This window comes from Mucilaginibacter sp., from assembly GCF_028288225.1.
Lineage (GTDB): Bacteria > Bacteroidota > Bacteroidia > Sphingobacteriales > Sphingobacteriaceae > Mucilaginibacter.
Genome location: NZ_JAQBOC010000054.1, coordinates 1 through 23376, shown reverse-complemented (window position 1 = coordinate 23376; position 23376 = coordinate 1). Strand labels below are relative to the sequence as shown.

The 23376-nt window shown below is 40.1% G+C and carries 15 protein-coding genes and 2 pseudogenes; 15 read left to right on the top strand and 2 right to left on the bottom strand.

Annotated features, from left to right (window positions below):
- Window positions 1–54 precede the first annotated feature (54 nt).
- A complete protein-coding gene (locus JWQ54_RS16200; RefSeq protein ID WP_299586714.1) occupies window positions 55–1626 on the bottom strand; it encodes an alpha-amylase family glycosyl hydrolase in 1572 nt (523 codons plus the stop codon).
- 341 nt (window positions 1627–1967) lie between these two features.
- Here JWQ54_RS16200 and JWQ54_RS16195 point away from each other — a divergent pair, with 341 nt between their 5' ends.
- The 5 genes from JWQ54_RS16195 (at window position 1968) to JWQ54_RS16175 (ending at window position 8787) form a co-directional block, all read left to right on the top strand.
- Window positions 1968–2807, top strand: coding sequence for an alpha/beta hydrolase-fold protein (locus JWQ54_RS16195; protein ID WP_299586713.1), 840 nt, complete (start codon window positions 1968–1970; stop codon window positions 2805–2807).
- A gap of 650 nt (window positions 2808–3457) precedes the next feature.
- Window positions 3458–3910, top strand: a complete 453-nt coding sequence (locus JWQ54_RS16190) for a 3-oxoacyl-ACP synthase (RefSeq protein WP_299586710.1) — start codon at window positions 3458–3460, stop codon at window positions 3908–3910.
- A 130-nt stretch (window positions 3911–4040) separates the two neighbouring features.
- Window positions 4041–4439, top strand: a complete 399-nt coding sequence (locus JWQ54_RS16185) for an RNA-binding protein (protein WP_299586707.1) — start codon at window positions 4041–4043, stop codon at window positions 4437–4439.
- Between the two features lie 553 nt (window positions 4440–4992).
- Complete coding sequence (locus JWQ54_RS16180; protein WP_299586705.1) at window positions 4993–6183, top strand: DUF5009 domain-containing protein; 1191 nt, start codon at window positions 4993–4995, stop codon at window positions 6181–6183.
- Between the two features lie 435 nt (window positions 6184–6618).
- Window positions 6619–8787: a DUF5916 domain-containing protein gene (locus tag JWQ54_RS16175; protein WP_299586702.1), complete on the top strand. Its 2169-nt coding sequence runs from the start codon at window positions 6619–6621 to the stop codon at window positions 8785–8787.
- Window positions 8788–9137: 350 nt separating this feature from the next.
- Here the strand turns inward: JWQ54_RS16175 and JWQ54_RS16170 are convergent, their stop codons facing one another.
- Window positions 9138–9992 (bottom strand): ThuA domain-containing protein, encoded by an 855-nt coding sequence (locus JWQ54_RS16170; RefSeq protein WP_299586700.1) that lies wholly within the window; start codon window positions 9990–9992, stop codon window positions 9138–9140.
- A 381-nt stretch (window positions 9993–10373) separates the two neighbouring features.
- On the opposite strand from JWQ54_RS16170, the gene JWQ54_RS16165 reads away from it, so the two are divergent.
- From JWQ54_RS16165 to JWQ54_RS16130, 10 genes and pseudogenes are all read left to right on the top strand, one after another.
- On the top strand, window positions 10374–13088 hold the full coding sequence (locus tag JWQ54_RS16165; RefSeq protein WP_299586697.1) for a TonB-dependent receptor: 2715 nt from the start codon (window positions 10374–10376) through the stop codon (window positions 13086–13088).
- Between the two features lie 15 nt (window positions 13089–13103).
- The gene (locus JWQ54_RS16160) at window positions 13104–14336 is read left to right on the top strand and encodes a right-handed parallel beta-helix repeat-containing protein (protein ID WP_299586695.1); all 1233 of its coding nucleotides are present in this window, start codon (window positions 13104–13106) and stop codon (window positions 14334–14336) included.
- Between the two features lie 143 nt (window positions 14337–14479).
- A complete protein-coding gene (locus tag JWQ54_RS16155; RefSeq protein WP_299586692.1) occupies window positions 14480–17209 on the top strand; it encodes a bifunctional YncE family protein/alkaline phosphatase family protein in 2730 nt (909 codons plus the stop codon).
- A 48-nt stretch (window positions 17210–17257) separates the two neighbouring features.
- Window positions 17258–18268: a YncE family protein gene (locus JWQ54_RS16150; protein WP_299586690.1), complete on the top strand. Its 1011-nt coding sequence runs from the start codon at window positions 17258–17260 to the stop codon at window positions 18266–18268.
- Window positions 18269–18520: 252 nt separating this feature from the next.
- The gene (locus JWQ54_RS16145) at window positions 18521–19393 is read left to right on the top strand and encodes a hypothetical protein (RefSeq protein WP_299586688.1); all 873 of its coding nucleotides are present in this window, start codon (window positions 18521–18523) and stop codon (window positions 19391–19393) included.
- A 335-nt stretch (window positions 19394–19728) separates the two neighbouring features.
- A complete protein-coding gene (locus JWQ54_RS16140) occupies window positions 19729–19899 on the top strand; it encodes a hypothetical protein (RefSeq protein ID WP_299586686.1) in 171 nt (56 codons plus the stop codon).
- A pseudogene (locus JWQ54_RS29195) lies at window positions 19857–20012 on the top strand (transposase); the annotation flags it as partial. The gene JWQ54_RS16140 and the pseudogene JWQ54_RS29195, both read left to right, overlap by 43 nt.
- A gap of 1 nt (window position 20013) precedes the next feature.
- Entirely contained in the window at window positions 20014–20232 is a 219-nt protein-coding gene (locus JWQ54_RS29190) for a transposase (RefSeq protein WP_367187106.1), read from the top strand.
- A 283-nt stretch (window positions 20233–20515) separates the two neighbouring features.
- Window positions 20516–22981, top strand: a complete 2466-nt coding sequence (locus JWQ54_RS16135) for a TonB-dependent receptor plug domain-containing protein (protein ID WP_299586684.1) — start codon at window positions 20516–20518, stop codon at window positions 22979–22981.
- A gap of 77 nt (window positions 22982–23058) precedes the next feature.
- Window positions 23059–23376, top strand: a pseudogene (locus tag JWQ54_RS16130) (hypothetical protein); the annotation flags it as partial.

Genomic DNA, 23376 nt, shown 5'->3' with positions numbered 1-23376 from the left:
ATACAGGCATGGCTTTTATAAAGGGAAATGATGACAAGACAACACACAGCACACCTACATCCCCCAAACCACAACCCCAAAAGGTGGCAAATTTACCGCCACTGAATTGCCATTTATGGCAGGTTTAGCTGTGCCATACAGCACCTTTAAGCTACTGTTATTACCGCGGGCAATATTTGCATTAACCGGTTTATCCGAAAGATTTACAGCCACTATAACCTGCTTGTTGCCATCGTAACGGGTAAAACTAAATACCTGGCCGTTATCATTTTGCAATGTTTTATAAGTTCCTTGTGATATTACCGGGTTTGCTTTGCGGATGGCTATCATTTGCCTGTAAAAGTTCCAAAGCGAGTTTGGGTCATTCTGCTCTTCTTCAAGCGATACACCATCGTTTGGTTTATCATTAGTAAAGGTGTCCTTATGCGGGCCTGTTTGTTTGTACCAATAGGCCATGCCTTTACCCTGGTCACTTTTATACCATTCAAATGCTTCGCGGTTGGGAATCTCATTAGCATCGGTAGCGCCAAAGGCTGCGCTGGTACCTGTCATCCCGAGTTCCTGCCCGTAATAAATAGACGGCACGCCACCGATCAGCAAGTTTAAGGCAGCACCTGCCTTTAGCTTAGCAACATCGCCTTTTACACCATAACTAAACCGTGGAGTATCATGGTTCTCAATAAATACTATCTGTTGCTTATCGGCAGGAGTAGCCAAAAAGGTCGAGTCGGCATTTTCGGTTAGCATCTTTTTATTAAATGCCCTGATAGAATATGCAAGCCTGAAAGCAAAAACCCTGTCAACCCCGCCATGCTGCAGGTAATCTAACCCTAATGACAGCCATTGCGCCTGTTCGGCAACTATGTTTACCTTTGGGTTTACCTGCCTTAATTTGCTCAATAAAGGGTTCCAAAAGGTATCAAACAGGTGCGGCATCAGGTGCTTGCCATCAAGGTCATCCATCATATGGTCAAGTCTGAAGCCATCAACACCATCATCAAACTTACCATCGCCATTTGGATCCATCCAGTATTTAAAAAGCTGGTAATTGTACTCAAGTACTTTTGGACTGTTTAAATTAACAGTGGTTATTTTACGGTAAACATCATCATAGCCCTTTAATCCTTCAAGGTTATACACAATAGCGGTGGGTTTTGCATGCGCCTTATCATCATAAATAATAAAATCGCTATAAGGCGAGTTCAGGTTATTTAGCCCGTCCTTCCACCATACATGGTCATCGGTAACATACTGGGTTTCCATATCCATATAAAACTTCAGGCCCCGGTGGTGCAGCTCTTTTATAAGGCTTAAATAGTCGTTTAGTGTACCATATTTAGGGTCTATTTTTTTAAAATCGCTTGAGAAATAGTTATGATAAAAAACAGATTCGTACAGCGGGGTAAGCAATACAGCGGTAACGCCCAGTTTTTGCAGGTAGTCAAGCTTTAGCCTTATGCCGTTTAAATCGCCGTGCAGATCGCCGTTACTGTCATAAAAGCTCCGCTGAAAAATGTGATAGATGATCTCTTGCGGGGACCCTGTTTGTTTATGCTGATAAGCGATGCTGTTGCTGTATGTTAAAATGCATAACAGCATGTTAATTATTACTGATTTAATTTTCATTTAAGTATTTAATTGGCAGGCTGAAAGTATATATCATTTAAAAAAGAAACAATGCAGAACTTAATATAATAATGGCAAATTTTATCCTTAAAAAATTGCCATTATAGCAATTAATTTACCGGAATATTGCAACTATGGGTAATATTCACCAGTAAATAGCTAATATTCACGTTTTTTAAACGGAGAATTGTAAGTTAATTTGCATAATTTAAATACTGCTTACGCATAAAGTCTGCCTATTGGCCTCTCAACAATTGCAGCACTTTATTAAAACCATACGTTATTATACATTAAAAACTCACTTTACAGATACGTTAAAAATAACTTTTACAATACATTTAATGATCAAATTCAGGATCAGGCCGGAACCGATTGTACCTATGCCAAGATTTAAGTCTTTAGAAATATCAAATCCTTCGTTTGAAAGTAATAACCTTCGTTTTATAACTGTAAAAACCCCAAATCTTAAAGGCAGGGGCGATATTTGTGTTTATGCTCCGCCAGGTGCAGTATGTACCGATAGTTTACCCGTAGTGATACTTTTACATGGCGTTTATGGCAGCGCCTGGAGCTGGCCCTACAGTTCGGGCGTGCATTTAAAAGTACATGAGCTTATTGAAAAAGGTGAGCTGCCCCCAATGGTTATCGCTATGCCGTCAGACGGGATGTGGGGTGATGGTTCGGCTTTTTTGCCAATTGATAATTATAATTTTGAAAAGTGGATAGCCGAAGACGTGCCCGATGCCCTGGCCGAATGTATAAAAGGCGTAAACAAACAATCGCCGCTGTTTATTTCGGGGATGTCAATGGGCGGCTTTGGCGCATTGCGCATAGGCGCTAAATATGGTCATAAATTCAGGGCCATATCGGGCCACTCGTCAATAACCAGCTTACCGCAAATAAAGTTCTTTGCCGAAGAGTCGTTAAAACATTATGCTCAGGACAACATAATTGACGAGGATGTATTTGAAACTTTTTTACATTACCGTAAACAGTTACCCCCTATACGCTTTGACTGCGGCACCAGCGACCTGCTTATAAATTATAATCGCAGCCTTCACAAAAAAATGGATAAAGAAGGTATCCCGCATTTATTCGAAGAAAACCCCGGCGGCCATGAGTGGACATATTGGGCAAAGCACATTGTCCAGTCGCTAAAGTTTTTTGCCACTTATCTATAAGCGGAAAAATTGATTCTCCTTTTAAGAATATTTAATGAAGTATTATAAAAATGCCCATTACTGCTATTAAAAGCGATAACAGCAGCAGAGTAGTTGTATAATCGTTTAGTTTGGTTTTTTTGTATGTTTTCCTCATGGCTTTTTGTATTAATCCTAACATTAACCAGTACGATTTTTTTTAGTAAAGGCTACAACAAAATAAAAATTCTATTGTTTTGGCAAACAATAAATTTTTTCGCTCAATGGAGTTGTTTTTTAATCAGGGGGATATAAGGCTGTTTTTACAGCCTGTATGTAGATAAAATTATAGCAGCTAAATGAAGAAAAAATGAATTATCATAAAATGGTAAGTTTTTTTAATTTGATAAAACATCAGATGAATTATTGCGTTAGTAGTGTAATATAAATGCATTCTCGCATTTATAATTGTGATAAGGTTTAGGTTGAAAACCCCCAAGCAGCGAGTGCAAGGGGGTTTTCGTTTTTTGAAGAAGTCCGAAAGATGCTATCCGGTGAGCTTCTGTAATTTTTAGAAATTTATAAAATCATCAAAGCTTTTTCTTTCCATCTTTACTGACTTTCCCAACTTTCCAGTCTAAAACCCTATCTTTCGGACTTTCCGACTTCCGGACTTTCGGACATCAACAAACATGAGCGATCTTAAAAAGGAATTATATAGCCAATGCCTTAATTATGTACAAAAACGTATGGAAGCTGCGCAGCTGGCCATAAACGAAGCGCAAAAGGCATCAAATGATGATACCAAGAGCAGCGCCGGCGATAAATACGAAACAGGGCGAGCCATGATGCAGCAGGAAACCGACCGCAACATGGTGCAATTAAATGAAGCAAATAAATTAAAGGTTGCCTTAAACAAAATAAACCCCAATATTGTTGCAGATAAAGCCGAAAACGGGAGCGTGGTTTTAACTAGCAACGGCAACTTTTATATTGCTGTAAGTGCCGGGGTATTAACTGTTAATGGCGAAAATTACTTTGCCATATCGCCTGCATCGCCAATTGGCTTTAAGCTTTTGGGGCAAAAAGCAGGGGCTGAGTTTAAGTTGAACGACAAAATATATCACATAAAACAGGTTATTTAATATTTTTTTAAAATATCTTGCGTGTATTTGTAAATAGTTGCATTAAGTATAAAATATCTATTACTATATTTGATGTTATAATAAGGAGGTGAGCAAAAAAGTAGACTTGCCCGTAATAAATTAAATTTTGATGAACATATTCGTAGGAAGTCTTCCTTTCTCATTAGAGGAAGCCGATTTAAGAGAGCTTTTCGAAGCCTATGGTGAAGTAAGCACCGTAAAATTAATTAGTGACAGGGAAACCGGCAGAAGCAAGGGTTTCGGCTTTGTAGAAATGCCAGACGATGAGGCCGCTCAAAAAGCGATCACCGGATTAAACGGCGCTGATGTTAAAGGCAGATCAATTGCGGTAAGCCAGGCAGAAGAAAAGAAACCGAATGATCGCAGAAGCGGCGGCGGTGGTTATGGCGGCAGCCGCGGTGGCGGCGGTGGCTATGGCGGCGGCGGCGGTAACCGTGGTGGTGGCGGCGGTGGCGGCTACTCAAGGGATAACAACCGTGGCGGTGGCGGCGGTGGAAGCCGTTGGTAACTAAAATATAAGTAAAGTGCCTTATCCTGTATGGTAAGGTACTTTACTCTCTATCACTACCTGTGTAAGCAAATTCGTAATTTACAGTACATTTAGTGCTGTAGGCCTTTAGTGGCATGCCTATCATTTTAGTGTGCGTTACTGAATTGATCATTTTTGCCGATAATCTCCCTGATTACCGGATCACATTCTCTATGCCCTTTTAAATGTTTTTTGCTATAAAGATATAGTGAAAGCTTCCCTCTGGCATATATGTTGCCTTTAGCGGAATTACCTGGTTATTCGTTACTGTATTCATTATTTTTCTTCGGGGTTCTTATTCTGTTTCGGGGTGCCTATGGGTTGGCTAAATAAAGCAGGTTTTATGATAAACAGGCTACCTTATATCAATACTACAAATACACTACTGAAATTTAATTTCCCTGCGCTTTACTAATGTACTTTAAAAAGATCCCCCGCTTTTTATAGTTATTATATAAACTATACATGAAAATTTGAACTATACCTCCTATATTTAAATCAGTATTTCTATTAACCTGATTAATCCTTTCCAATGCTTCAGCCAAAACGCCTGCTTTCTATCGATGTGCTTCGGGCCATCAATATGTTTTTCATGATATTTGTTAACGATCTGAGTGGCGTTAGTCACGTACCAAAATGGATAGACCACGTTAAGGGATATGAGGACGGGATGCATTTTGCCGATACAATATTTCCTTTATTCCTGTTTATAGCAGGCTTGTCAATTCCCTTAGCAATAGGCAGGCGCATTGAAAAGGGTAATTCATTCACCTCCATAGCCGGTTACATACTTTTACGGTCATTCGCACTGATAGTAATGGGCTTTTTTCACGTTAATATGGAAGGGTACAGCAAAGAAGCCTTATTGCCCTTACCCGTTTGGGAACTGCTGTTAACCACCAGCTTCTTTTTGATCTGGATGGACTATCCCGAAACACTCGCTAAAACAAAACGGTATGCCTTAATAGGTACAGGCATTGCAATTTTGATTGTGCTGGCAATTTTATATAAGGGCAAGGCCCATCATGGCGGTACCAGGTGGCTTGAACCATCATGGTGGGGTATTCTTGGCATTATCGGCTGGGCTTACCTTGTTTGTGCAGGGGTGTACTTGCTGGTTAAAGGTAATTTTACGGGTTTGCTTATTGCACTTGCTCTGCTGGTTGCAGTAAACTTTATTGTACACCTAAAGCCGGTTATTAATGGTGAGGTACTGCGGCTTAAAATATGGGTAATAAAAGACGGCGCATCAGCCGGATTAATGATGTTTGGTGTGATAATATCCTTGCTCTACTCAAAAATAATTGCAAACGGAAGCTATAAATGGTTATGGCCCGCATTTACAATTTTAGGCTTTGTATTAATAGGACTGGGCTTTTTTGTTCGCCCGTATACCGAGGGCATCTCAAAAATACACTCAACCCCTGCATGGGTGTTTTTGTGCACAGGTATTGGTATATTACTGTTTGAGCTGATTATATTTTTGGTGGATGTTAAGGGTAAGCAAAATTGGTTTAAAATTATTAAGCCTGCAGGTACAAGCACATTAACCTGTTACCTTATACCTTATCTGCTGGTTGCCTTGATGGCTCTTGTACATTTCAGGTATCCTGAATTTTTAGACGAGGGGACCGGCGGCATTATCCGCTCATTTGCCATATCATTCATAGTTATCCTTATTACCGGCGTGCTTGAAAAAAGAAGGATCAGGCTTAAAATATAAACTGCTGCTTATTTTGTATAACGAGTGAGTGTAATTAAGCCCCCTGAAAGACAGGGTTATCAATAGCCTTAAAACAAAAAAAAAGAGGAAGCGGATGCTTTCTCTTTTTGTAGTAACTGACCTCATTATTCATCATAAAGAACTAATTGGTTAGATCGAAAATAATAATTATACAAATATATATTCTATGGAACTAGCAGACTAATTTTTTGACGATTATTTTTAATAAAAATGCATTTTTTAGGCAAAAAAATACTAACAAGACTATATTTACTAACATTAACATCATTGTTACGCTCAATTTGATGCTTTTCGCCTTGTAAATTATGATATTAATCCAGAAATTATCAAGAATGCCTAAAAATGACATAAACAGGGTTTATATCGGTTAAAACCTGTGAAATTTTATCATATAACAATTAAAAACGCCCAAATTTGAAGTTTAGATTTTTATTGCTTTGTTGCTTATTTAGCCTGCATATTTTTGCTCAAAAAAAGAATAGTAAGTTCCGGTATCATATCCACCGTTTAACTTCCCCGGTTAAAATTGATGGTGCTTTGGATGATATTGCATGGCAGGATGCAGAGGCTGCCAATAACTTTTATATGGTATTACCTATGGATACCAGCTTTGCAAAAGTAAAAACTGAGGTAAGGATGGCTTATGATGATAAAAATGTATACATTTTAGCTATCTGTTACAAAGCGTCAGCAGGCCAAAGCATGGTTGAATCATTAAAGCGCGACTTCGCTTTTCAAAAGAATGACAATTTTATTTTCTTTATGGATACCTATAATGATCAAACAAATGGATATTCGTTTGGGTCAAATGCGGTGGGTGCGGAGTGGGATGGTACCATGTATGAAGGCGGAAAGGTTGATTTGAACTGGACAAACAAATGGGTTTCGGCTGTGAAGGATTATCCTGACAGGTATGTTTTTGAAGCTTCAATTCCTTTTAAATCCATCCGTTACAAACGGGGTATTTCTGAGTGGGGAATAAACTTCAGTCGTAATGATTTGAAAACTACTGAAAAATCAAGCTGGACACCTATTCCCCGCCAGTTTCCAACAGCATCGCTTGCTTACACCGGTACATTGGTATGGGACATGCCACCTCCTGATCCGGGGCCTAATATTTCAATAATACCTTATGTTTTAACCGGTATAACCAAAGATTATGCCGGCCATAAAAATGCAGCCTTCCACCTTGAAGCAGGTGGCGATGCTAAAATAGCCGTATCTTCAGCCCTAAACCTCGATCTTACGGTACATCCCGATTTTTCACAGGTTGATGCAGACAAGCAGGTAACCAACTTAAGCCGGTATGAGCTTTTTTACCCCGAAACACGCCAGTTCTTCCTGGAGAATGGCGATCAGTTCAATAACTTCGGCTATGCATCTATCCGGCCATTTTTTTCAAGGAGGATAGGTTTAACGTCAACTATAATTGGCGGTGCAAGGCTTAGTGGAAAGCTTGATCAAAACTGGCGCATTGGTGTTATGGATATGCAAACCAACAGCAATGACCAAACAGGCATCCCGGCCCAAAATTTTACGGTGATAGCATTGCAGCGAAAGGTGTTTGCCCGCTCAAACATTGGTTTCCTGTTTGTAAATAAGGAATCATTTAATTACCCGCCCACAACTTCGGCGACTCAAACCGATTCAAAATATAACAGCAACTTTGGCCTTGAATATAACCTGGCATCGTCTGATAATTTATGGACAGGCAAGGCCCTTGTTTTAAAATCATTCAGTCCCGATAAAAAAGGACATGATTTTACCCAGGCGGGTAACCTGCAGTTTGCCAATAAATACTGGAACATTGGCGGTCAGTACGAAGTTGTCGGGTCAAATTATAATGCCGGTGTGGGTTATGTACCGCGGCAGGGTTATGTAAAGCTAAACCCATACATTGGGTATCTGTTTTTTCCAAAACAAGGGCTTATCCTAAGCCATGGCCCGCAGCTTAACCTTACTGATTATTACGATGGCTCATTTAAGCCTACCGATAACCGGAGCTTCCTGTCATATCAAATAACTTTCAGGGACAAAAGTTTACTAACGGGCCTGGTTGAGCGCGATTATGTGAAACTGCTGCAGCCTTACGACCCTACAAATTATACCGGTAACTTTTTACCTGCTGGATTGCAAAGTACCTGGCACAATGCCGAGCTATCATACTTCTCAGTTCCCCAAAGTTTGTTTACGTATGATTTTACCGTTGATTACGGGGGCTATTATGACAACGGTAAAAAAATAAGTGTAGCAAATGACGTTGGCTATCGTTTTCAGCCCTTTGTAAATATCCAGGTGAACACCACCTATAACAATTTGCAGCTGCTGCAGCCCTGGGGAAAAAAATCATTCTGGCTGGTTGGCCCCAGGGTGGATGTAACCATGACCAATAAGTTTTTCCTCACCGGCTTTTTTCAATATAACGAACAAGGTAAAAATATCAACATAAATACCCGCCTGCAATGGCGTTATCGTCCGGCTTCAGATTTCTTTATTGTTTATACCGATAACTACCTGCCCAGCCCCTTCTTTGTTAAAAACCGCGGCCTTGTGTTTAAGTTTACTTATTGGTTGAATAATTAGGGTTAGTTGATTAGAGATTAGGGGGGAATTAGTGATTAGAGGTTAGTTGATTAGAGATTAGGCGGGAAATAGAGATTAGTGATTGGAGATCAGAGATTAGGCCTGGAAATACCCCGGGCTGTGTCCTCACAGCACGCCGCTGATAAGTAAACAACAGCCAATTGAATGATACATGTAATGCAGTCCTTTAATTTGCGTTCCAATTCCCGCAGCTAACTGACCTCTGATCTCTGGCCTCTAATCTCTAAACCCCGGGCTGTGTCCTCACGGCATGCCGCTGATAGGTGACGACCAATAAAGGTCTAATATTGACACTCCAACTTCCGCAGCTGACTAATCTCTACCAGCCTCTAATCTCTACCTCCCCCAATCCACAACAGCGCATCCAATACCATTTTAGCTTCCATTGGGCTGCTAAAGGTGTATGATAATGTTTTGTCGGTGTTGTCATACTTGTGTTCATAATCCATATCATTATGGCCCATGTTAAAGTATATCATTTTATATTTTGTATTGGTCCATACGGCAGGGTAGTAGCCGCTGTGCCAGATCTCGCTTTGCTTTGGCCCGGTGCCTAAAGGGAAGCTGGCCGAATCAATTGATGCCAGTATTCTTATATCCGGATTTTTGCGCAGATCAAGTTCCCATCTGTACCACTCATTTGGTGATGTTTTAAAGGTTTTGGGCATGTGTTTGGTGGCAGGAAACTTTGTGTCAACATCCAAAATTGCAGATGAAGGCCGCCATATATTGCTTCCATACTGTCCCGAGCCAAGAAACTCTTTGTGGTACCAATCCCAATCCTGGTTATATTTAGAAGGCGTAAGTGCAAATGCCGAAAAGTGGAAGCCCATCCAGCCTCCGCCATTTTTCATATATTTTTCAAATGCTTCTCTTTGCGCGGGTTCATCGGGCCGGGTATCTAAAAAAATCACCACCTGGTAATGTGATAAAAATTCAGCATTAAGGTTATTCCAGTTTTTTGTTGAATCGTAGGCGAATTTATATTTAGCCGCCATTTTAGGGAACCAGCTGTTAGCTTCGTGTACAAAACTGATATGCGCCTTATCTTCCTGTGCGGTATAAAAAGCAATCACTTTAAATTTTGGCTTCGCACTTTGTGCACTAAGGCTTGTACAACTAAATATTAAACAAACATAAAATAGGAAAATAGCTGTTTTACGGACCTGTGATGATAATGACATAGTATTTTGGTTTGACTGGTGATGGTAAAATTAGGAACAAAAACGGTTATTTAATCTTTAAACCCACCCCAATTGGATCAATATACGGGTTTGTAGAGCGTTTGTAGTGGGGTTAGCATTTATTGAAGGTCGAAAATCTATTTTAGTAATGATGCAGCTCTAATGAAAAATGCGCGGGATATAAGAAAAAAAAATGGTTAGATAAGCCATTTATATGTTAATTAATCATTACATAAATGTGTATTTAACTTTCTGTTTTTCCCTGTAAAAAGCATAATTGTTAAGTTTTAATTACCAATGGATTAACAATTTTTATATCTTCTCTTTATTCAGTATTTCTCCAACATTGACATGATGTTTTGTCTAAAAATCACATGTTGTATGATAAATAAATTTTACCTGATTGTAGCTCTCATTTTCAGCACTTCATTTGCATTCGCTCAGAATGTAACATTGACAGGTCGCGTAACCGAAGGGAAAAGCCGTGAGCCATTGCCGGGAGCTTATGTTCATTTAGATGGCAGCTCAAAAGGAAGCACTACCGATGCCTTTGGAACTTACCGGATACAAAACGTAAGGCCAGGTACTTATAAGGTTAAAGTTCAGTACGTTGGTTTTAAAGAATACGAAAAGGAAATAAGTATTACTGGTCAAAGTACATTAGATATTCCCCTTGCAGAAAATACCCAGGATCTTAAAGAGGTACGGGTATTAGGTAAACTAAACAGTGAATCCGAATCCTCGTCAAGGCATATCGAAAAAAATGCCAATAATATTACCAACGTGATTTCAGCGCGCGCTATGGAAAGATCGCCTGATATTAATGCAGCCAATGCGCTTGCACGTGTATCAGCAGTAACCATTCAGCGTAACAGCGGTTCTGATGATGCTTATGCTATCATCCGCGGTTTAGAGCCCCGTTATAATAATACATTAATTAATGGTGTTAAAGTAACCAGTCCGGATCCTGTTTCGAGATTTGTGTCCCTGAGTATTGTTCCTTCTGACCTTTTAGACAGGATTGAAGTAAGCAAATCACTTACGCCCGAAATGGAAGCTGATGCTATCGGGGGTACTACCAATCTTGTATTTAAAGATGCCCCCAATCAGGAATATTTTAAAGCTGATGGCTCATTGGGCTATAGTGCTATATTTTTTAACAGAAAGTATGATTATTTTTCTACAAAAGATATTCAGTCAAAAAGCTTAACTGAGCGTTTTGGCCCGTCGTACCAGGCTAAGCCTACCGATTTTAGCCGTTCAAACCTTGACTTTAAAAAGAAGAACGGGCCTTTAACCGGGCTGGCAAGTGTTACCTATGGTAAAAGGTTCCTGAAAGACAAATTGGGTTTCATTATTTCAGATAGCTATCAAAACCAGTATTACGGTACGAATTCTGAATTTAATATAGCAGCACCCGATCCGCAAAATAGTAATAAGCCGGTAATTACGGATGTTGCTAACAGAACATATTCAACACAGCAATTAAATAATGGTTTATCGGCACATTTGGATTATAAGTTTGATGATAAGAATAAGATTGCTTTAGATAATGTATTTCTTTATACGCACATAGCCCAAACACGTTTAAGTATTGATACGTCAATTTTAGGTGGTAATGGAGGGCGTGTTGGTCCGGGTACAGGTACCGTCTTTAATGATAGCCGTTCATCTATTCAAAATCAATATGTGGAAAACCTGAAATTGAGTGGCAAGCACATTATTGCCAAACATTTCACATTTGATTGGGCCGGAGTATATTCAAATGCAACGGCAAATTCACCGGATCGGGCCGATCTTACATTAAACCATTTGATAAATCCTGATTTAACCAGCACACCAAATTATTTTGATGCAATATCAAGGATCTGGGCGAGGAATGGAAATAAGGATCTGAGCGCCATTGGCAATATAAGCTATAAAACCAACCTGGGTGAAAATAGTTCTTTGGAGTTAAAGGGAGGTGGTTTATACAGGCATAGTACCCGTTTTAACCAACAAAATGAATACACATTAAGGCCTACAACTAATTCAAGTGGCGTAAAAAACATTTTCACCAATATTTATCAGTCTGATTGGTTAGTATATGACGTAACCGGGAGCTCAGTGGGCGATAAAGCAAATTATACAGCTTATGAAAATATATCTGCCGGTTATAGTGAATTTAAATTGACTTTAAACAAATTGGATATTATCGGCGGTGTACGGGTAGAAGGTACAGTACAGGGATATAACACCCACCCTCAGGTACTTGACACACTTAGTAACGCAAAGAAAACCTATACCGATGTTTTGCCAAGTTTGCAACTAAAATACAAACTTAGTGAACACTCAAATTTAAGAGCTTCTTATTTCAAGTCTATTTCGCGGCCGGCACTATTTGAACTGGTACCTACACCAACCAGGGGAGAAAGCACAGACGTTACAGGTAACCCAAACGTTCTGCACTCAGAGGCTAACAATTACGATATCAGGTACGAGTTATTTCCCAAAAATGAAGAACAATTTTTTATAGGCGGTTTTTATAAGGATATTAAAAATCCAATAGAATTTGAATTAGTAGGGTCGCAAAACGGCCAGACATTAACCAGGCCGACAAATTTTGGTACGGCTAAAATTGAAGGTGCCGAAATAGTTTACAGTCGTTATTTTGGTGATTTGGGTGTATCAGCCAACTATACCTACACTTATTCAAATATAAAAACCCCTAAACAGTTCATTACTAAAACAGCACAAGGGGGAGACACCAGCGTTACCAGGATGCAAAATCGCCCGCTGCAGGGACAAACCGGTGACGTTTTAAACTTATCATTGTTATATAAAAATGATAAACAAAAAATCTTTGTGCAGTTAGCCTATACCTATACCAGCAGAACGCTTTCATTTGTATACACAGGTTATGGATATGATTATTACCAGCAGCCACAGTCATTTTTAGCATTGTCGGGCGAGAAGCAGGTTAGCAGGCATTTTACAGTTACGGGTAAAGTAAATAACCTTTTAAATACCCCCACTACCATTAAAATCAATAACCTGGTACAGGCAAAGGATTTATATAATGTGAGTTTTAATGTGGGTTTCCGTTACTCCTTATAATCAAAAACTATTATCATGAAATTAAAAAATATTTATATTCTACCCGTTATTATATTATTAATAACAATTGTTACCTCCTGTAAAAAAGGGGAACTAACCACCTTTACTAATGTGAAAATACCAACATCAAGCCCGATTGCCCCAGGCGATATCAGTGGTTTTGTTAAAGGTACTTTATTAACGGGCAAAACTTATACAGTTACAGGCGATGTAACTGTAAAAAGGGGCGATACCTTATCGGCACAACCCGGGGCCATTGTTATAGTTAGAAATAATGCCCAATTCACTATACAAGGTGTTCTAAATTTACAGGGGAGCCAGGACAAGCCCATTTTCTTTAATTCCGACACTAATAAGCCCGGTACCTGGGGTGGATTTCAGGCACTTACCGCACAGGCCATTATTATTAAATGGGCCCATATTGATAATACAGGTGGCCCTGACGCTTCCGGTGGAACACGCAGGACTTTAGTTGTAAGCGCACCCATAGTTGTTGATATTGAAGATTCATGGTTCACTAACGGACAGGACGACTTAATGGGTTTGTTTGGCGGTTGCAAAGTAACCATCTTAAGAAATACGATCAGTTCATCGGGTAGTACCGATGGTGAGGGTATCAGCTTAAAAACAGGTTCAACAGGTGTCATAGCTTACAACGTGATATTTAGCCAGGCGGGCAGCGGTGTTAAATTAGAAACAAGTGCAATTGTGCCATTTCCGCAAACAGAGGCAGATGTTTATAATAACACTGTTGTATCAGTAGGATGGAGAAGGGGTTCGGCAGAGCCCGGACGTGGAATTTCTGTAGGCGTTAATGCTATCGGGCATATTTATAATAACATATATGTAAATGATTACCATGGTGTGGAGATTTTTCAGGACGGCGATGTAGCCCACACTACCTATGGCAATAACCTTTTTTACGCTACAGTAGATACTTATACCGACCTGGTTGACCCTACCATAAAGATCAACCTCAGAGATAATTTTTATCCGGCATCCGGCGTTGGTAAACCACAACCAAACGATCTGATCTCTAAAAAAATAGGTGATCTGGATCCTTTGTTCGTTAAATTTGATGGTACAGTGGCTGCGCCAAATGGTTTTCCAAATACTAATGATTTCCATTTAAAAATAGGCTCTCCGGCTTTGGGTTCAGGTGTTTTAGGATTTGATAATAAAAATCCAGGCTTGGGTAATAACGACCTTGGTGCTTACACCTCTGATGGTAATGGCAATAAACACTAAAATTTATCTGCCTTTTATATAAAGGTATGGAACTGGAATTTTGGCGTTTATCTACAGATGGCAAAGGGAATCAGCACTAAATTACGGCGCGCAAATTATTTATTTAATTTACACTTAATTTAGGCAGGTATAAATAAAAACACATGATAAAAAAAAGGCTTGTAAGAAGTTTGTTAGGCTTGGGAATAAGTGTTTCGCTGGTATCGTGTCATTGGATAAACAAAGGCAAACTGCGTACCTTAGATGAGCAGGTTTATATGCATAGCCCTTATGATGACAGCACGCTGAACCGAAATATTTTGCCCGTTTTAATGCCATATAACCGCATCATTGATCCGGCTGGTAAAGTGATTGTTTTTGGCGACCCGGGTGAAGAGAACCATAGCATGGATGTTAGGCTAATACCGGGAACTAAACAAATTGTTGTTGAGGACAGATTCGGGATCGCTATAATTGATACTGTTAAAAGTAAAGTTATAGCAAGGTGGGCTTATAAACAAAATGCAGAATATAACGGCCTTACCAGCACTTACTCGGGGATAAAAGTTTTTAAATTTAATAACGAAACCCAGTTATTTTGGAGCGCGGCTGCAGGTAAGGCCAAAGAATCAAAATCGTATGTTTTTCAGGCAGTTTGGGATGGTGAGAAGATCAGCATAAAAAATACTTTTAAATTTAAAGCTGAGGGCGAGTCGCCATTGGCATTGCCAAACGATGTTGCTTTAAATAATGAGAACGGGATAAATTATTTATACGTTGTTTTAAATGGCAATGATCAGCTGGTTAAAATAAATCTTAGCAATAATAAAACTGTATGGACAAAGGCTACCGGTGTTGCACCTTATGGCATTGTTATAGCAAATAACAAGGCATTTGTAAGCAACTGGGCCGGGCCAAAGCCGGTTGATACAGTTAACCAGGAAACTGCCGGCGTTCCTTACGGAAAAACGTATATTGATCCTAAAACAGGTGCAACAGTCAGCGGAACTGTAACGGCGATAGATCTTGAAAATGGGGAAGTGATCAAAGAGATCCCCGTTGGCCTGCACCCCAATGCCATCATCAGCAGCCCCGATGAGCGTTATATTTATATTGCCAATGGTAACAGCGATATCATTTCGGTGATCTCAGCTAATTCATTGCAAAATGTTGATGCTATTAATGTGAAATTAATTCCGGGCAAAAAAAGTTACATAGGCGATTCGCCCAATGCTTTAGCTATTAATAATTCGGGAACAATTTTGTATGTAGCAAATGGTCTTGATAATGCTGTAGCGGTAGTAAAGCTCGGTACGAAGTCCTCTGCTAAAGGAAATGGCAACAGCGAAGTAAAAGGGTTTATTCCAACCGAGGCATACCCCGGCGGGCTTGCCGTAGATAATAATACCTTATTTGTTACCAACCTTGAAGGAGAAGGAGCGCGTGTTGGCAGTAATGAAATAAGTAAAAAAGGGTCGGATGATGTATTAAATACGGATAATGTAAGAGCGTTTAACTCGCATCATCAAAAGGCAACGGTTTCCATTATTCCAATCCCCTGTAACGATCAGCTACAGCAATATACTAAAAAAGTAAAATACCTTAATTTAAGTTTCAGACAGGAGCTTGCCAGGCTGGTGCCCCGTAAAAATGTTCCCGAACGTCCAATTCCAGAGCGTATAGGTGAGCCTTCTGTATTTAAACATGTATTATATATTATAAAGGAGAACCGTACTTATGACCAGGTTTTAGGTGACATGCCCGAAGGTAATGGCATGAAATCTTTATGTATCTATGGCGATAGTATTACGCCAAACCAGCATAACCTGGCACGTAATTTTTTACTGCTCGATAATTATTACGCATCCGGCAAATGCTCTGCTGAGGGTCACCAATGGACAGATGCTGCCATGGTTACTGATTATGTTGAAAAAAGTGTAAGGTCGTGGTTTAGAAGTTATCCGCATGTTCAGGAAGATGCTTTGGTTTATGATAGCAATGGTTTTATTTGGAACAATGCTGCAGATCATGGTAAAACAGTGAGAATTTATGGCGAGGCTTGTATCCCTCATTTCGATAAAAAACTAACATGGACTGATATATACAATGATTATACCGCGGGCAAGCCTTTTGTTTTTACAAATACCTCTACTATATCCAGGGTTAGACCCCTGCTTTCTCAAAATTTCCCGGGTTCTGATGAGCATAAAATTAATGAGCAGTTAAGAGCCACAGCCTTTATTAAGGAGCTGAATGATTATGAAAAACAGCCTGGCGACCAATTGCCAAATTTAATGGTGACGGCGCTTTCAGCAGATCATACTTCAGGCACCAGGCCGGGTTTGCCTACTCCCGAAGCTATGGTTGCTGACAATGACCTTGCGCTTGGCCGCATAGTTGAAGCGGTGTCTAAAAGCCGCTTCTGGAAAAATACTGTAATATTTGTTACCGAAGATGATTCACAAGCGGGTTGGGACCATGTTTCTGCATACCGTACCACCGGCTTTGTTATTAGCCCTTATAGCCGTTTACAAGGCAAAGTTTCTAAAAACTACAATCAAACCTGTATGGTGCGTTCCATAGAACAAATTTTAGGGATCCCGCCTATGAATATAATTGATGCAACGGCGCTGCCAATGTTTGAATGTTTTACAAACAAGCCTTCAGCCTATACCTTCAAAAGTTTAAAAAATAAGGTTGATATCAATAAAATTAATCCTAAGCTGTCCGCTATAAAGGGTGCCGCGCTTCATTATGCCCAACTATCATCACTGCCTGAATACGATCATATTGATGGCGGTAACGACGACATAATGAACCGGATATTATGGTTTGCAGCTAAAGGAAAAAAAGCTTATCCCGCAAAGCTGGCCGGCAAGGATGCGGATGATTAAACTAACTATAAAACTACTTTAATTACACCATACTAAATTTACAAATACATGAAAAAGATTTTTTTTGCAATGCTGGGCATCGCTGCCTTATTAAGTGTTACTGCTGTTAAAGTAATGGCCCAGGGCAGCCAATATGTTATGGATAAGACAATTCCTCTGCCTGGCGAAGGTGGCTATGATTATGTTTTTATTGATCAGGCTAATCATATTTTATACGCCTCGCACGGTACAGCCGTTAACGTGGTTGACCTGCAGACTGAAAAAGTTATAGGTACAATTAGCGATATGAAAGGCGTTCACGGCATAGCAATTGTAAATGATTTAAATCGCGGCTTTATTAGCGATGGTAAAGGCAATGCAGTTGTAGCCTTTGATATAAAAACATTAAAGGTAATTAAAACCATACCTATAACAGGTAAAGGCGCCGATGGAATTATCTATGACCCATTCTCGAAAAAAATATTTGCTTTTGAAGGGGATAGCAATGCTGCTGTGGTTGTTGACCCGAGGGAACTGAAACAAGTTAGTTCGATAAACTTAAGTGGTGCTCCTGAATTTGCAGTTTCAGATGGCAAGGGCCTGGTTTATAACAACCTTGAAGACAAAAGCAGCCTGGATGTAATTGATACAAAAACCCTTAAAGTAATTAAAAATTATCCGTTAACGCCATGCGGTGGCCCTACAGGGCTTGCACTTGATAAAGAAAATCAGCGGTTGTTTACAGTTTGCCGCGAAAATAAGGGCATGAGCGTAGTTGATGTTAACACGGGTAAAATAGTACAAACGCTGCCAATTGGCGCCGGGGTTGATGCTGTAATATATGATGCTACAAATAAACTGGTTATAGCCTCAAATGGAGATGGTACTGCCAGTATATTTAAACAAAATACTCCTGATAATTATAGCCCGGTACAAACTTTAACTACTCAATACCGTGCAAAAACTATGGCTATGGATCTGTCTACCCGTAAACTTTATTTCCCGGTTGTTGATTTTCAAAAAGGAACTAAAACTCCAGTTGCCGGAACTTTTAAATTATTGGTTTATAAACCGCAATAACTTCTAACAATAATTTCCTTAGTAAGGATATTTTCAAATTAATAAAATTCAATTTTAACATGTTAAGAGGCCGTCTCATAAGTAATTATGAGGCGGTTTTTATTTTAAAGTTATTAATAAACGGGGTGTGGTGGCTGGATGCTAATATGCTGGCCGCCTCACTTTTGAGACAACCTTTTTTGTTTTTGATGGATATTTGTGATATAATTTTTATAAAGCGCTGGTTTTGAAAAATTAACAATATCTTTAGTTGTGCCAATAACGCCCCGTAGTTTATTTGCACGACTGTTATCACCTCAAAACCAATATCATCACATGAAGCAACAAGCAACCAAAGCCGACAAAAGCAGCAGTTTTTCTACCAGTAGCCCAACGGTGCAAAAGCGCGGTAAAACCGGAGGTGTGTCGGTATCTGCCGGTTCAGAGTCAAAACTAAGTGTTGCTGCTAATGCCAGCGCAGGTGTAACACAGCTGCGTGCGTATCAGCAAATGGCGGATAACAGCCAGCGGGTTGCACAATTGAAAGGTTACCAGGCGATGGCGGATAACGCGCCGGGGAAGACGGTCCAGATGACACGCGGGCGGAGAAAACCATTCAAGACAGGCGGCTTAACTATACACAGAGATCGAAGAGGGCGTGTAAAAGCGGGCGGCGGAGTTGACTCAGGTGTTGATACCAGCGCCGAGGTAGCTGCAATTAAAGAAAATGGATCTTTTAAAGATTTAAGAAGATTTAATAGCATCTTGAATAGATCGCTGAAAACAAGGAAACTGGAGAAGGTAGAGTTTGCGACTCGAAAAACCGCTGATGAAGCGCAACGAGCAAGAGACGGGAGGCCAAAAACGCGGACAGAGAAACTGGACGAGGCTGCTGTAGAGGCAGGACACCAATTTAGATTAGATTCTGAAGTTACAATGGAAAGTGAGCTGCGCAGAGAAATAAGAGAAACGAGAGCCAAAAGACGCCACGAAGAGCCGCTTGAACAAATACTTACCGATTGGGCGCGAAAACGCGAAGTAGAAGTGGAGCCGCTAAGTAAAGCGGCACAAAATAAAGCCAGAAAAGCTATCAACGCCGAGAAAAAAGCAAAAGCACTTAAACCCAAGGTTTGGGAGCGTGCATAATAGTTTTAAGAGGTCGATGCGGCGCTGGATGACAAGGAAGAAGTAAGCAAGCAGGTCAAGCAAAAGCTGAACTATGCCAGAAAGAATTGGCCTGCAAACCTTGAGCGTTATGACGAACAGGAAAAGCAACTGGGTAACCGTAACAGCTTAAACCTGCTTATAACCTGCAGATCAGTACATAAGAGCAATTCATACTTAACTACACGCTACATCAAACTTCTACCGATTACCGGACCCTGCCATCTCACGTAGACCAATACGAAGCACTATATCAAACCTTACCCGAAGCGGTTGTTGCCGATGCCGGCTAGGGTTCGGACGAGAACTACGGGATCTTGCAGCAAAAAGGCATCGAAGCCTATATTAAGTACAATACCTTTGATAAAGAACAAAAGGAGGGTATTAAAGCATTCAGTAATGACAGCCTGTATTACAACGAAGCCGAAAACTGCCTGACCTGCCGATGGGACAGCGAATGGCACATATTGGTGACGGGCAAAGAATAACATCATCGGGCTATGTACAGCTGATCAGCCGCTACCAGGCGCAGAACTGCAATAACTGCCCCATGCGGGGCGTGTGCCACCAAGGCCAAGGCAACGGGATCGTGGAAGTAAACCATTCCCCTGAGAAAACACAAGCAGGCAGCAAGAAAAAGATTAAATACAGAGCAGGGTATCAAATACCGGAAGCGAAGGCCTGCCGATGTGGAACCGGTATTCGGCCAACTGAAGCATAACCACGGCTTCAGGCGCTTTCTGTTGAAAGGAATGTCCAAAGCCGAAGTCGAAATAGGTTTACTATCCATTGCATATAACCTCAGAAAGTGGAAAGCCTGAAAAAAGGGCTTTTATCCACTTTTTAGCTTTCAGTAGCTGAGAAAAGTGATATGACCAGCGTAGTAGCATCCAGCCACCACAACCCGTTTATTAATAACTTTAAAATAAAAACCGCCTCATAATTACTTATGAGACGGCCTCTTATTTTTTGGTAATACGGATAAACTTGATTTAGTAATTATTAACCATTACCTTTAGTATAACTAATTATAAACCAGGTTTTAGTGTTTTGCTTTGCGCAAGTCATTTACCGGTACTAACCTTATTATCAAAATCACCATCAATGCTAAAATGTTTGATCTGTAAATTTTCAATACCAGGATATTTATTATTATTTATCTGTTTATTTCCGTTTGCTGTTTTAGGACAGGAAGCAGTAACAAATAAGGGTATAGTAACCGGAAATGGTGTTAACAAACTAAAAAGGTACTTAACAGATCACGTTAAAGAGAAAACATATCTTCACTTCGATAAGTCGTATTATGCCGCAGGCGATACCATATATTTTAAAGCCTATGTAACTATGGGCGAGCGGCACGAGTTGTCGCAGATCAGCGGCGTATTGCATGCAGATCTTATTAATACTAAAAATAAAATAGATCAATCAATATTGTTGAAAATAACAAATGGTGTAGCCTGGGGTGATTTCACTCTGCCCGATTCCCTGCCAAAAGGCGAATACCATGTAAGGGCTTATACCAACTGGATGCGGAATGATAGTGAAAAGAATTTTTTCGAGCAGGTTATCCCGGTAGGTTCTGCGTTTGATAATAAGGTATCAGAAAGCGGGTCAGGGCGACAGCAACCGGTAATCAGTAAACCTGATCTGCAATTTTTTCCGGAAGGAGGGAACCTGGTAGCCGGTATCAGCTCAAAAATTGCTTTTAAGGCCGTTGGCATAAACGGTTTGGGCCTGGGTGTTAAGGGCACAGTTACTGACAATACGGGCAAAACAATAACGCAATTTGCATCAGTGCATTTAGGCATGGGTTATTTTTACCTGGAGGCTGAAGCCGGCAAAAGCTATAAGGCCAATTTAAGCTTTGCCGATGGGTCGCAAGATACGATTGACCTGCCAAAACCCGGAGAACAGGGAATAGTGTTAACTGTTGATAACGACTCGCTGCAAAAAGCATCTGTGGCTATAGCAGTTAATAACAAATATTATCAACAAAATAAGGATAGCGCTTATCAGCTGCTGATCTATTCGGGGGGTATTGCTATTACTGTGGATTGCAAGCTCGACAGCCCGGTAATAAAGCTTGACCTGGCAAAACGGCACCTGCGTACCGGTATTAATACGCTTACTTTATTTTCAGCAGCAGGTGAACCTATAGCTGAACGCTTGTTCTTTGTGCAAAACTACGACCAGCTTAACCTTTCAGTTAGCAGTGATAAAATAACTTATGCGACGAGGGGGAAAATAAATATCAGGCTGAATGCAAAGAACCGTGCCGATTCGGCAGTAACGGGGCATTTCTCGGTATCCGTAATTGATGAGAGTAAGGTGCCCATTGATGAAAATGCAGAAAGCACGATATTGAGCAATTTACTATTGACTGCTGACCTGAAAGGAAATGTGGAGCAGCCCAATTATTATTTCAACAACATTACCGATGAAAAACTAAAAAATCTCGATTTGGTGATGCTTACCCATGGCTACAGAGGTTTTGAATGGAAACAGGTATTGAGTAACACTGTGCTGCCACCCGCGTATCAGCCGGAGAAAACACTTGAGGTAAGCGGAATAGTAGAAACACTAGGTAGCAGCCCCATTGCTAATGGCATGGTTTCATTAATACCAACAATAGGCGGCCCGGTATTAAGCGAAAAGGCCGATGATAAAGGGAACTTTAAATTCCGCAACTTGGAGTTTTTGGATTCAACACGTTTTGTAATACAAGCTGTTAATGCAAAAGGTAAAAACACGACCCAACTGGTATATAAGCAAGCTGATGTACCTGGGTTGTCACCAATTCACAACAATAATGCGGATGTTAACCAGCAGTTATCAACCTACTTAAAAAACAGTGAGGATCAGCTAAATGAATATAACAAATACGGATCGCCAAAAGGAATAATGCTTCAAGAGGTTAGGGTAAAGGAAATAAAAGCAAAAGATAAATATCGATCATCGGTATTCGGCGGCCCAGGCCATGCCGACCAGGTGGTACATATGGATGATATAAGAACGGGCGGCGATTTGGTTGATAAATTGAACGGTATTCTTAGAGGTATTGATATTGTAAAAATTCCCGGGGGAACATTCGCAATGTTTTTACATCAAAAAATGCTGATTGTAGTTGATGGTGTAACTATGGATAACAGATATGACTTTAATAGTTTGGGGCCCAATGATGTGGAAACAGTTGAAGTATTGAAGTATGGCAATGCCAGTATATATGGAATGGGTTCCGGTAACGGCGTATTGGTTTTTACTACAAGAATAGGCAATCAGCGGGATCTGAAAGATATCCCTTCTTTTGGAATATTACCCATAATCGCGAGGGGATACTATAAAGCAAGAACATTCTACTCGCCGAAATATGATAACCTTGAGGCTAACATGAAAAGGAAAGACCTGAGATCAACCATTTACTGGAATCCGGAGCTGGTTACTGATAAGGATGGCAATGCTGAAATTGATTATTATAATGCCGATGCTCCCGGCACCTATCGGATGGTAGTGGAAGGGATTGATGAAAAAGGAAATTTGGGAAGGAAAGTTTACAGGTATACAGTAAAGTAAATATGATCTGTTTCCTAAGTGATTTTAACAAGGGTTTTATTTATGTGTACTAACCTTATTATCAAAATTACCTGCAAATGTTAAAATGTTTGATCTGTAAATTTTCAATACCAGGATATTTATTATTATTTATCTGTTTATTTCCGTTTGCTGTTTTAGGGCAGGAAGCTGCAACCAATAAGGGTATAATAACCGGAGTTGGTGTTAACAAACTAAAAAGGTACTTAACAGATCATGTTAAAGAGAAAATATACCTTCACTTCGATAAGCCGTACTATGCCGCAGGCGATACCATATATTTTAAAGCCTATGTAACTATGGGCGAGCGGCACGAGTTGTCGCAGATCAGCGGCGTATTGCATGCAGATCTTATTAATACTAAAAATAAAATAGAT